Here is a 12,132-nt window from a genome sequence, read left to right as displayed (position 1 = left end):
GTCCCTGTGAGAGTAGGACGTTGCCAGGCTTTATATGGAGGATTAGCTCAGCTGGGAGAGCATCTGCCTTACAAGCAGAGGGTCGGCGGTTCGATCCCGTCATCCTCCACCATAATATTTCTTACTTTAAGCCGGGGTAGCTCAATTGGTAGAGCAACTGACTTGTAATCAGTAGGTTGGGGGTTCAAGTCCTCTCGCCGGCACCTTTAGTATGAGCCATTAGCTCAGTTGGTAGAGCATCTGACTTTTAATCAGAGGGTCGAAGGTTCGAGTCCTTCATGGCTCACCATAGTTTTTTACACTAGTAAAATAACTTTCAATATTGCGGGTGTGGCGGAATTGGCAGACGCACCAGACTTAGGATCTGGCGCCGCAAGGCGTGGGGGTTCGACTCCCTTCACCCGCACCATTTTAGGATTAAAAGTAAATTGCCATATATGCGGAAGTAGTTCAGTGGTAGAACACCACCTTGCCAAGGTGGGGGTCGCGGGTTCGAATCCCGTCTTCCGCTCCATATATGCCGGGGTGGCGGAACTGGCAGACGCACAGGACTTAAAATCCTGCGGTAGGTGACTACCGTACCGGTTCGATTCCGGTCCTCGGCACCATTTAAGAAATGAACAATGCGCCCGTAGCTCAATTGGATAGAGCGTCTGACTACGGATCAGAAGGTTATGGGTTCGACTCCTTTCGGGCGCGCCATTGTTTATCGGGAAGTAGCTCAGCTTGGTAGAGCACTTGGTTTGGGACCAAGGGGTCGCAGGTTCGAATCCTGTCTTCCCGACCATGAACTTCTTCACTAATTTGGGGTCTTAGCTCAGCTGGGAGAGCGCCTGCTTTGCACGCAGGAGGTCAGGGGTTCGATCCCCCTAGACTCCACCAATTTGAATTGATGATGGCGGTGTAGCTCAGCTGGCTAGAGCGTACGGTTCATACCCGTAAGGTCGGGGGTTCGATCCCCTCCGCCGCTACCAACTATTATTTAAATAACTTTACTTGGACCTTTAGCTCAGCTGGTTAGAGCAGACGGCTCATAACCGTCCGGTCGTAGGTTCGAGTCCTACAAGGTCCACCAGTAGCTTAATAATGTGGAGGAATACCCAAGTCCGGCTGAAGGGATCGGTCTTGAAAACCGACAGGCGGGTTAAACCGCGCGGGGGTTCGAATCCCTCTTCCTCCGCCATATTATTCTAAAGAAATTCAATCTTAATACTTTTTATTATCGCGGGGTGGAGCAACGAGCGTTGCTGCAATGAATAATCTGCGAGTTGTAACCATCGAGCTGCTGCTTGAATAAGCTTTCTGAGATGGGGACAGTCAGTAACAACACATGGAGCATATTCCAAACTTAATACTTTTTATTATCGCGGGGTGGAGCAGTCTGGTAGCTCGTCGGGCTCATAACCCGAAGGTCGTAGGTTCAAATCCTGCCCCCGCAATTTGGTCTGGTAGTTCAGTTGGTTAGAATGCCTGCCTGTCACGCAGGAGGTCGCGGGTTCGAGTCCCGTCCAGACCGCCATTTGATGGCTCAGTAGCTCAGTCGGTAGAGCAAAGGACTGAAAATCCTTGTGTCGGCGGTTCGATTCCGTCCTGAGCCACCATTTGTTTAATAATTAAATATAATAATTTATGGCGGCTGTGGCGAAGTGGTTAACGCACCTGATTGTGGTTCAGGCATTCGTGGGTTCGATTCCCATCAGCCGCCCCATTAAAATATTTGCGGGTGTAGTTTACTGGTAAAACCTCAGCCTTCCAAGCTGATGTAGTGGGTTCGATTCCCATCACCCGCTCCAACATATGGGCCTATAGCTCAGCTGGTTAGAGCGCACGCCTGATAAGCGTGAGGTCGATGGTTCGAGTCCATTTAGGCCCACCATAATATTTTAAAACAAAATATTTTTCTATTATTCCGCAGTAGCTCAGTGGTAGAGCTATCGGCTGTTAACCGATCGGTCGTAGGTTCGAGTCCTACCTGCGGAGCCATTTTATTTTATGGGGAAGTACTCAAGAGGCTGAAGAGGCGCCCCTGCTAAGGGTGTAGGTCGGGTGACCGGCGCGAGGGTTCAAATCCCTCCTTCTCCGCCATAAGATAAATGGCCCCTTGGTCAAGCGGTTAAGACACCTCCCTTTCACGGAGGTAACACGGGTTCGAGTCCCGTAGGGGTCATACAAAAAAACTGATAACAATTGTTATCAGTTTTTTTGCGCTTATTTACTTTTACCCTGAAAACCCAGTAGAATGTTTTATATAGAAAAACAACCTTTTGAAAGATAAACTTATCCTAAAGCTTTATAACTGGGCACAAAGTAAGAAGTTCAGCCGGAAGGAGAGTACTGCCTAGATTAACCTAACTTCTAATGATCAAACTCAAAAATAGTACCTTTAATCAGTGCCCCCGACCGTATGTAGTGGCTTTCTAAGTTTTATTTATGCCTACAAACACCTTATTAAACATCCCTCTTCCTGAAGAAATAATGGTCCCTTAGTACTAAAATTTATCCTACTTTCGTCCGCTTGAGCAGTCTTTTATCTCCGTCTTATACGCTCTATTCATTATTTTAATATAACGTAATTATAAACCTTATTTTTTAGGAAACATTGACACCGTTTACATTTACTTCTTTTTACTTAAATCTTTTACTTCATTTTTTATTATTTATAAAATAGCTTTTTAACGTTAGTTTCATGAAAATATTCAAAAAAAGATGCTAGATTCTTGTCGAAACGTGTAGGAATATTTGTGGTTTAGTGTCGTATAGTGTTGGGTATTGTAACTTAGTGGTCGAATTCATCAGTTATTGTCAAAAAAGATAAAAAAGTTTTACAAGGCATCTGGGCCATTTGCAATTATAATTGGTCAAAGAAATACATATTTTCAGTGAGATGAGGAGAGCCATGACGGTGAACACATTATTTCCGACAGATTATCAGCTGCACTTATTTCATGAAGGCAGCTTTTTCCAGAGTCATCAGCTTTTTGGCGCTCATATCTTTAAGAATTCCGATAAGGTCTATACACGATTTTGCGTTTGGGCTCCTAATGCCGTTAAGGTTAGGCTCGCGGGAAATTTTAACAACTGGAATGGTGAAGGATATGAACTGCAAAAGGTAAATGATGAGGGCGTTTGGGTTATTGTCCTTAATCAAAATGTAGAAGGCTGTATTTATAAGTACGAGATTATTACATCTTCAGGTGAAAAGCTCCTTAAGGCTGACCCGTTTGCATTTTATTCAGAATTAAGGCCCCACACTGCTTCGATTGTATATTCTCTAAACAGTTTTAATTGGCAAGACGAACAATGGATGAATCGAAGAGAAAAAAAGAATGTGCTATCAGAGCCAGCAATTATTTATGAAGTCCATGCAGGATCCTGGAAGAAAAAAGATGATGACAGCTACCTAACTTATAAGGAACTTGCTGATGAACTTATCCCCTATGTAATAGAGCACGGATTTACCCACATAGAACTTTTACCAATCATCGAGCACCCGCTTGATGCCTCATGGGGATATCAGGGTACGGGTTATTTTTCTGTGACCTCCAGGTATGGCACACCAGATGATTTTAGATACTTTGTGGACCAGTGCCATCAGCAAGGCATCGGTGTCATACTGGACTGGGTACCAGGCCATTTTTGCAAGGATGCTCATGGTCTTTATCGATTTGACGGTACCCACATTTATTCATATAGCACTGAAAGTGACAGAGAAAATGCTGTATGGGGTACGGCAAATTTCGATTTAGGAAAAGGTGAGGTTCAAAGTTTCCTGATTTCAAATGCGTTATTTTGGATTGATTACTTCCACATAGATGGCTTTCGAATGGACGCTGTGGCAAATATTATTTATTGGCCGGATACCACTAACGGAAAGCGTGAAAATCCCTTTGGAATTAATTTCTTGAAAAAGTTGAATAAAGAAGTACACGAGTTTGATCCCCATTTTCTCATGATCGGGGAGGATTCTACGGATTATCCTCAAGTAACAGCGCCTGTACACTACGGCGGTTTAGGCTTTGACTACAAATGGAATATGGGCTGGATGAATGACATGCTTGAATATATGGAAACACCGCCTTATTCAAGGTCAAATGTCCATTCAAAGGTAACGTTTTCACTTTTATATGCATTTACTGAAAACTTTATGCTTCCATTCTCTCATGATGAGGTTGTACATGGGAAAAAGTCATTGTTAGACAAAATGCCAGGGGAGTACTGGGAGAAATTTGCCCAGCTGAGACTTCTGCTAGGGTACATGTTTGCCCACCCAGGAAAAAAATTATTGTTCATGGGGTTTGAATTAGGACAATTTGCGGAGTGGAAAGATAAAGAACAACTCGATTGGAACTTATTGGATTATGACATGCACCGCAATTTAAACACATATGTAAAAGTATTAACAAAACTATATAAACGCTCAAAGGCACTCTACGAACTAGACCATTTGCAGGAAGGTTTTGAGTGGATCGATGTTAACAACAATACCCAATCTATTTTTTCCTTCATCCGAAAAGGAAAAAAGGAAGAAGATACATTAATTATCGTCTGCAACTTTACAGGAGTAGGGTATCCAGTTTATAAGATTGGTGTTCCGAAAGCGGGCGAATATCGTGAAATTTTTAATAGCGATTACCAAGAGTTCGGTGGGACAGAAATGGTGAATAAGAAGACCATAGCGGCAGTTGAAGAGCCTTACCATGGTCAGCCATTTTCAATTGAAATTGCAATTCCCCCGTTCGGTTTTCAAATCATACGACCAGTTAAAAAGCGGAAGGAGAGAAAAGGTAATGGTAAAGAAAAAGTGCGTAGCCATGCTATTAGCAGGAGGGAAAGGAAGCAGACTTAATTCGCTTACGAAAGAATTAGCAAAGCCTGCAGTACCTTTTGGAGGGAAATACCGAATTATCGACTTTACATTAAGCAATTGTACCAACTCTGGTATTGATACTGTTGGGGTATTAACCCAATATCAGCCGCTTTTATTAAACTCCTATATAGGTATAGGCAGCGCCTGGGACCTTGACCGAAAAGACGGCGGTGTAACGGTACTGCCTCCGTATGCCGAGTCTTCAGAAGTTAAATGGTATACCGGAACCGCCAGTGCCATTTTTCAAAATGTAAATTATTTAAAGCAATACCAGCCGGAATACGTTTTAATTCTTTCGGGTGATCATATTTATAAAATGAACTACGAAAGTATGCTTGAATACCATATCGAGAAAAGAGCCGATGCTACCATTTCTTTAATAGAGGTTCCATGGGCTGAAGCCAGCCGATTTGGCATTATGAATACAAACGATGAAATGAGAATTACAGAATTTGAGGAAAAACCAAGCCATCCAAAGAATAATCTTGCCTCTATGGGGATTTATATTTTCAACTGGAGTATCTTAAAGGAATATTTGGAGATGGATGATCGTGATCCTAATTCAAGCCATGACTTCGGAAAAGACATCATCCCATTGCTCTTAGACGAAAATAAAAAATTGTTTGCTTATCCGTTTAAAGGTTATTGGAAGGATGTTGGTACAGTCCAAAGCCTATGGGAAGCAAATATGGATTTATTGGGAGAAGAATGTGATTTAGATTTATTTGAAAATGATTGGAGAATCTATTCTGTTAACCCCAATCAGCCTCCGCAATATATCTCTCCAGAGGCCATAGTAAAAGAGTCTATGATCAATGAAGGCTGTACGGTTGAAGGGAAGGTAGAAAAATCCGTATTATTTCAAGGTGTAACAGTCGGTAAAAACTCGATCATTAAAGAGTCCGTCATCATGCCGGATGCTGAAATCGGTGAAAATTGTTTGATAGAAAAAGCAATCGTACCTGGTGAGGTCAAAATACCTGATGGGACAGTGATCCGCTCGTTTGATGATGAGATTATCCTCGTAACGGAAGAGATGTTAAGTGGACTATACCCTGCATTATAGAATAAAAGAGACGGGTATTTAATAAAAAACAGGAGGGAATTTGGAGTGAAAAGAAAGCTATTAGGTGTTATAGATGCAACAACCTACCACGAAGATTTAGAGGATCTAGTAATCCATCGCTCACTCGCAGCATTGCCATTTGGAGGACGTTACCGTATTATCGACTTTGTTCTTTCAAGTATGGTCAATTCAGGAATTCGCAGTGTAGCAATCTTTCCAAAAATGCAATACCGTTCCCTCATGGATCATTTAGGTTCAGGAAAAAATTGGGATTTAAATCGTAAGCGAGACGGGCTTTTCTTTTTTCCATCCCCTATTGTAGATAGTGATGGTAATAAAATTGGTTCATTTGAACATTTTGCGGCTAATATGGATTATTTTTACCGAAGCACACAAGAATATGCGATTATCTCTAACTGTAACACTATTTTTAATATGAACATCAGACCAATACTAGCGTGGCATAATGAAGCAAAGTGCGATATAACCGAAATCCGTCAGCAAGATGGACGCTCGATGGAAATGTATCTAATTAAAACGTCATTACTGATTAAATTGATTGAAACAAGACATGATACAGGGTACACCTGTATGAAGGATGTTGTAAATGATCTTTCTCATGAATATTCCATTTGTCACTATGAATATAACGGTTATTCCGTCATGATAGATTCGATTGACAGCTATTTCACCACTAGTATGAAATTGCTCGATCCAAAAATTTGGAAGCAATTATTTTTAAAAGACCAGCCAATTATTACAAAGGTTAAGGATGAACCGCCAACTAAGTATGTCAAAGAGTCCGTGGTGAAAAATGCGATGATTGCAAACGGCTGTCATATTAGCGGGACTGTAGAAAACAGTATTGTCGCCCGTGGAGTGAAGATCGGTGAAGGGGCAGTGATTAAGAATTGCATTATTATGCAAAAGTGTCAAATTGAGGAGAATTGTTATTTAGATTCTGTTATTTTAGATAAGGATGTAAAGGTAGAGGCAGGTACATATTTAGTAGGAACTGCACATGCCCCATACGTCATTCGTAAAGGAACGAAACAAGGAGCGCTGATGAACTCGTGAAAATTTTATTCGCTGTATCGGAATGTGGCCCATTCGCAAAGTCGGGGGGACTCGCAGATGTTGCCGGATCACTTCCAAAAGAATTAAAGAGCCTTGGTACGGATGTAAGGGTAATTCTTCCGAAATATGGGACTATTTCAGAAGAGTATAAAGGAAAAATGAAAAAAATTAAGGAATTTACAGTTTCTGTAGGCTGGAGAAATCAATATTGTGGGATTGAAGAGCTTACACATCAGGGTATTACTTATTACTTCGTTGATAATGAATACTACTTTAAACGGGAAGGTTTGTACGGTTATTTCGATGATGGCGAGAGATTTTCCTATTTAAATCGGGCGATTCTTGAGGCGATTGCAGAACTTGACTTTTATCCAGATGTCCTGCATTGCCATGACTGGCATACTGCGATGATTCCATACCTTTTAAGAACTGAGTATTACAAGCGAAAAGGGTATGGTTTGATTAAGACTGTATTTACCATTCATAATTTGCAGTTCCAAGGAATTTTTCCAAAGGAAGTCTTGGGTGATTTATTGGGATTGGATTATACTTCATTCCAATCAGGCCATTTGGAATTTTTCGGGAATATTAATTTTATGAAGGGCGGTCTTGTGGCAGCGGATAAAATTACTACAGTTAGCCCTACATACAAAGAAGAAATTCAAAGCCCTGCTTACGGTGAGAAATTAGACGGACTGTTGCGTGCAAGAAACGAAGATTTAATAGGAATCTTAAATGGCATTGATGAAGAATTTTACAATTCAGCGATTGACCCATTAATCTTTCAAAATTATAAGGTGGATACCTATTCCAAAAAGGCAGTTAATAAAATAGAAGTGCAAAAGCAATTTGGCTTGCCACAGAGTGCTGCTACTCCTTTGCTTGTCATGATTACAAGGCTGACGAAACAAAAGGGTCTGGATCTAGTACGGTGTGTGCTCCGGGAAATATTGCAAGAGGATGTTCAAGTAATTATACTTGGAACAGGTGATTTTGAATATGAAGAATATTTACGACAAGCAGCCCGGGTTTATCCTGATAAATTAAAGGTTTATACAGGATTCAGCGAAGAACTTGCCCATAAGCTCTATGCTGCCGCTGACTTGTTTTTAATGCCGTCGCAATTTGAACCATGTGGCCTTGGACAGATGATTGCAATGAGATATGGTGCCATACCAATCGTCCGCGAAACTGGCGGCTTAAATGATACGGTGAAGGCATATAATGAATATACTGGTAAGGGGAATGGCTTCTCCTTCAAAAACTTTAATGCTCATGACATGCTTTATACAATTCAACGAGCGTTAAGCTTCTATCATGATAAACCAGTTTGGGAAACGATTGTTAAGCAGGCGATGGAAAAGGACTATAGCTGGGCACAATCTGCATTTAGTTATAGCCAGCTCTATGCGGAGCTCGTCTCAAGGAGTGAAACTCATGTTTTCTAGCAAAGAGTTGTTTAAAAAATCCTTTCTGAAAAGACTTGAGATGCTATGTGGAAAGAGTTTTTTGGAAAGTTCTGCACGCGATCAGTATCAAACCCTTGGCAGCATGATTCGGGAGTTTGTCAGCAATGACTGGATTGCAACAAATGAACAATATCTTGCCGCCCAAGGTAAGCAGGTATACTATCTGTCCATTGAATATTTATTAGGTAAGTTATTACGTCAGAATTTAATTAATTTAGGTGTAGAGGAAACCGTCCAGGCAGGACTTAAAGAATTAGGGATTGATCTGGATCAGCTTGAGGAGCTTGAAAGTGACGCAGGATTAGGAAACGGCGGATTAGGAAGATTAGCTGCTTGTTTTCTTGATTCACTTGCCTCGCTTAATTTGCCCGGCCATGGACATGGCATTCGTTATAAGCATGGATTGTTTGAGCAGAAAATAGTGGATGGCTATCAAGTGGAACTTCCTGAACAATGGCTGCGAAGCGGGAATGTTTGGGAAATTCGGAAGTTGGACAGTGCTGTTAAGGTTCCATTTTGGGGAAAAGTGGAATCAAGATTGGAAAATGGACGCCTCGTCTTCCATCATCTTCATGCTGAAACCGTTACAGCAGTCCCTCATGATATGCCAGTAATCGGTTATAACACATCAACTGTGAATACTTTACGGTTGTGGAATGCAGAGCCATCACAATTTCCAATCGATGCTGATATATTAAAATATAAGCGTGAGACAGAATCGATTTCTGAATTTCTATATCCAGATGATACCCATGACGAGGGAAAAATCTTAAGGTTGAAACAGCAATACTTTTTAGTGTCTGCTAGTATTCAATCCATTTTAAGAACCTACCGAAAACAACATATTAGCTTAGATCAGCTGCATGAACATGTTTGTATCCATATTAATGATACGCACCCTGTATTGGCAATTCCGGAGCTTATGAGAGTCCTAATTGACGAGGAAGGGTATGAATGGGAACAAGCATGGGATATAACAAAGCAAACGATCTCTTATACAAATCATACGACATTATCAGAAGCACTCGAGAAATGGCCCATTCATATTTTTCAACCATTATTGCCGAGGATTTTTATGATAGTCGAAGAAATCAATGAACGTTTCTGCCGCGAACTTTGGGACCAAACCCCGGGCAATTGGCAAAGGATTAGTAATCTTGCCATTATTGCAGATAATTTTGTAAAAATGGCCCATTTGGCCATTGTAGGAAGCTTCAGTGTAAATGGTGTCGCGAAGCTACATACCGAAATATTAAAAAAGCGGGAAATGAACCAATTTTATCAGCTATACCCGGAGAAATTCAATAATAAAACGAATGGTATTGCGTACCGCCGCTGGTTATTAAAAGCAAATCCAAATTTATCTACCCTTATAACAGACGCAATTGGATCTTCTTGGACATCTTCAGCCGAAGAGCTTACTCATTTGCTTAAATATAAAAATGATTCCTCCTTCTTAGATCAGCTTTTACATATAAAAAATGAAAATAAGCAAAGGCTTGCTGAGATCATCTTAGATAAAACAGGGGTTAAAGTCGATACTGGAGCTATTTTTGACGTGCAGGTTAAAAGGCTGCATGCCTATAAGCGACAGCTTTTAAATGTTTTACACATTATGCACCTATATAACCGGATAAAAGAAGATCCTAGCTATGCGATTGTCCCAAGGGTGTTTATTTTTGGTGCGAAGGCTTCGCCAGGTTATTATTATGCAAAAAAAATTATAAAACTTATTAACACAGTGGCTGAAAAAATTAATAATGATCCAATCGTTGGGGATAAAATAAAGGTGATTTTCCTGGAAAATTATCGGGTTTCCCTAGCTGAAAAGATTTTCCCAGCCTCAGATGTCAGTGAACAGATTTCAACTGCAAGTAAAGAAGCTTCTGGTACCGGGAATATGAAGTTTATGATTAATGGTGCCTTAACAGTGGGTACGTTGGATGGAGCAAATATAGAAATTAAAGAATTAGTCGGCCCATCGAATATATTTACATTTGGTTTAACTTCAGATGAAGTCCTTCATTATTATCAACATGGAGGCTATCATTCGCGGGAATATTATCATCATGATTATCGAATCAGGCAAGCAGTTGATCAGCTCGTAAATGGATTCTTTCCTGGTGTTAATAATGAGTTCGAACCAATTTTTGATTCATTACTTGAGGAAAATGACCAATATTTTGTTTTAAAGGATTTTGCTTCTTATGCAAAAGTTCAAGAGCAAATCGGTGAAACATATACGGATAAGAGCGAGTGGCAAAAAATGAGTTTAGCGAATATTGCACATGCAGGCTATTTTTCGAGCGATCGTACAATTAGAGAATATGCCGATGATATTTGGAGAATTAAATCTCTAAAATAAGTAAAAGCTTCTGCCTGCTGGCAGAAGCTTTGTTTTTATGAAAAAAAGTGGCCAATGAAAATGCCGATTGCGAGTAGAAATCCAAAAATGGTATTGGTTTGGGCAGTTGCAATCATTGCTGGTGCCATTTTAATGGGCACGGTATTCTCATTAAAACCTTTGATTGCTTTAATAGGTTTTGGAACACTTAAAACGACAATGGCTGTCCAAAATGGAGCAATACCACTAATGATTAGTCCCAAAATCCAAAGATAAGAAAAGGCAAACATTCCAGCTAGCAGATAAATTGCTTTCTTTTTACCTAATAAAATGGCAACCGTTTTACGGCCATTTTCTTTATCACCATCAAGGTCACGAATGTTATTGGAAAGCATAATCATTCCTACTAAAACCATACTAGGCACGGATAGAAGAATACTGGAATGATCGACTGTACCTGTTTGAATAAAGAAAGAAATTAAAATAATCAGCATGCCCATAAAGAATCCAGAAAGAATTTCACCAAATGGTGTGTAGGCAATCGGAACAGGACCACCGGTGTAGAAGTAGCCTACAGCCATACAAACGAGGCCTACAAGAGCCAGCCACCAGCTGCTATTGGCACAAATATAAACTCCTAACAATAATGCAATTGTATAAAACCCAAAAGCAAGATTGATAACGGTTTTTGGTTTAATGCCATCCCTAACAATCGTTCCACCAATTCCAACTGATTCTGCGGTATCTAATCCACGTTTATAATCAAAGTATTCGTTGAACATATTGGTCGCCGCTTGAATTAACATACTGGCAACAAGCATGGCAATAAACAGCCCAATGTGAACTTTACCGGTTTTAAAAGCTAATGCTGTACCAAGAAGAACTGGTACGAATGATGCCGTTAGTGTATGAGGACGGGTCATTTTCCACCAAACTTGAAACCCGCGGTTAGCTTCAACGGACTGCTTTGAGTTTTGCTGTATATTTGACTCCATTATTGCTCCCCCTTATCAATTTTCTGTCTATATAATGTAGCTTTATACGTATTAAGGGTTATATCCCACACATAAGTGTATGGAATTCCATGTTTAGTGTCAATTAATTTTTGTTTTCAAAACTAGCAGATAATCCCTGTTCGATTATTATCTGCTTTTCGTGGAAAACTGAAGGAATAAAACCGCTCGCAACCTTCTTTAAGCATTTTGATATATAATAAGGAATAAAGAGGTCAGGTAGTGACAAGTATTATTGACTTATTTACAATGGGAGTAGTATCTTAGAATAGGCTTTAAGATGAATGGATAACAGT

6 protein-coding genes and 21 tRNA genes are annotated in these 12,132 nt (G+C 40.3%); 26 read left to right on the top strand and 1 reads right to left on the bottom strand.

What is annotated here, in order from left to right:
- Positions 1-36 precede the first annotated feature (36 nt).
- The 26 genes from V7077_RS23280 to V7077_RS23155 all read left to right on the top strand — a co-directional run bounded on the left by V7077_RS23280 (position 37) and on the right by V7077_RS23155 (position 10,844).
- Positions 37-112 (top strand) — tRNA-Val (locus tag V7077_RS23280).
- Positions 113-130: 18 nt separating this feature from the next.
- Positions 131-203, top strand: a tRNA-Thr gene (locus tag V7077_RS23275).
- Between the two features lie 10 nt (positions 204-213).
- Positions 214-289 (top strand) — tRNA-Lys (locus V7077_RS23270).
- 35 nt (positions 290-324) lie between these two features.
- Positions 325-409, top strand: a tRNA-Leu gene (locus tag V7077_RS23265).
- Positions 410-439: 30 nt separating this feature from the next.
- Positions 440-514, top strand: a tRNA-Gly gene (locus V7077_RS23260).
- Positions 515-519: 5 nt separating this feature from the next.
- Positions 520-608, top strand: a tRNA-Leu gene (locus V7077_RS23255).
- Positions 609-625: 17 nt separating this feature from the next.
- Positions 626-702, top strand: a tRNA-Arg gene (locus tag V7077_RS23250).
- A gap of 8 nt (positions 703-710) precedes the next feature.
- Positions 711-787: transfer RNA gene (locus tag V7077_RS23245), tRNA-Pro, on the top strand.
- Between the two features lie 19 nt (positions 788-806).
- Positions 807-882, top strand: a tRNA-Ala gene (locus tag V7077_RS23240).
- Positions 883-897: 15 nt separating this feature from the next.
- Positions 898-974 (top strand) — tRNA-Met (locus V7077_RS23235).
- 24 nt (positions 975-998) lie between these two features.
- Positions 999-1,075 (top strand) — tRNA-Ile (locus V7077_RS23230).
- Positions 1,076-1,090: 15 nt separating this feature from the next.
- Positions 1,091-1,183, top strand: a tRNA-Ser gene (locus tag V7077_RS23225).
- Between the two features lie 182 nt (positions 1,184-1,365).
- Positions 1,366-1,439: transfer RNA gene (locus V7077_RS23220), tRNA-Met, on the top strand.
- Positions 1,440-1,442: 3 nt separating this feature from the next.
- Positions 1,443-1,519 (top strand) — tRNA-Asp (locus tag V7077_RS23215).
- Positions 1,520-1,525: 6 nt separating this feature from the next.
- Positions 1,526-1,601: transfer RNA gene (locus V7077_RS23210), tRNA-Phe, on the top strand.
- Between the two features lie 31 nt (positions 1,602-1,632).
- Positions 1,633-1,708 (top strand) — tRNA-His (locus V7077_RS23205).
- Between the two features lie 11 nt (positions 1,709-1,719).
- Positions 1,720-1,793 (top strand) — tRNA-Gly (locus tag V7077_RS23200).
- 6 nt (positions 1,794-1,799) lie between these two features.
- Positions 1,800-1,876: transfer RNA gene (locus V7077_RS23195), tRNA-Ile, on the top strand.
- A gap of 32 nt (positions 1,877-1,908) precedes the next feature.
- A tRNA-Asn gene (locus tag V7077_RS23190) sits at positions 1,909-1,983 on the top strand.
- A gap of 11 nt (positions 1,984-1,994) precedes the next feature.
- A tRNA-Ser gene (locus V7077_RS23185) sits at positions 1,995-2,085 on the top strand.
- Between the two features lie 10 nt (positions 2,086-2,095).
- Positions 2,096-2,167 (top strand) — tRNA-Glu (locus V7077_RS23180).
- A gap of 729 nt (positions 2,168-2,896) precedes the next feature.
- Positions 2,897-4,846, top strand: a complete 1,950-nt coding sequence (glgB, locus tag V7077_RS23175; protein ID WP_335506365.1) for a 1,4-alpha-glucan branching protein GlgB — start codon at positions 2,897-2,899, stop codon at positions 4,844-4,846.
- Positions 4,788-5,933 carry a glucose-1-phosphate adenylyltransferase gene (locus V7077_RS23170; RefSeq protein WP_335506363.1) on the top strand — a complete coding sequence of 382 codons (1,146 nt, stop codon included), beginning with the start codon at positions 4,788-4,790 and terminating at the stop codon, positions 5,931-5,933. The genes glgB and V7077_RS23170 overlap by 59 nt, the downstream gene beginning before the upstream one ends.
- Positions 5,934-5,978: 45 nt before the next feature.
- Positions 5,979-7,010 carry a sugar phosphate nucleotidyltransferase gene (locus tag V7077_RS23165; protein ID WP_335506361.1) on the top strand — a complete coding sequence of 344 codons (1,032 nt, stop codon included), beginning with the start codon at positions 5,979-5,981 and terminating at the stop codon, positions 7,008-7,010.
- Positions 7,007-8,458 (top strand): glycogen synthase GlgA, encoded by a 1,452-nt coding sequence (glgA, locus tag V7077_RS23160; RefSeq protein ID WP_335506359.1) that lies wholly within the window; start codon positions 7,007-7,009, stop codon positions 8,456-8,458. The genes V7077_RS23165 and glgA overlap by 4 nt, the downstream gene beginning before the upstream one ends.
- On the top strand, positions 8,448-10,844 hold the full coding sequence (locus V7077_RS23155) for a glycogen/starch/alpha-glucan phosphorylase (RefSeq protein WP_335506357.1): 2,397 nt from the start codon (positions 8,448-8,450) through the stop codon (positions 10,842-10,844). Before glgA ends, V7077_RS23155 begins: the two co-directional genes overlap by 11 nt.
- A gap of 35 nt (positions 10,845-10,879) precedes the next feature.
- Here V7077_RS23155 and V7077_RS23150 read toward each other — a convergent pair whose 3' ends face one another.
- Positions 10,880-11,818 carry a 1,4-dihydroxy-2-naphthoate polyprenyltransferase gene (locus tag V7077_RS23150; RefSeq protein ID WP_335506355.1) on the bottom strand — a complete coding sequence of 313 codons (939 nt, stop codon included), beginning with the start codon at positions 11,816-11,818 and terminating at the stop codon, positions 10,880-10,882.
- Between the last annotated feature and the right edge of the window lie 314 nt (positions 11,819-12,132).

The organism is Neobacillus vireti, assembly GCF_036962465.1.
GTDB classification, from domain to species: domain Bacteria; phylum Bacillota; class Bacilli; order Bacillales; family Cytobacillaceae; genus Neobacillus; species Neobacillus vireti_B.
Note: the sequence above shows the minus strand (reverse complement) of the source record. Positions and strands in the feature narration are given on the sequence as shown.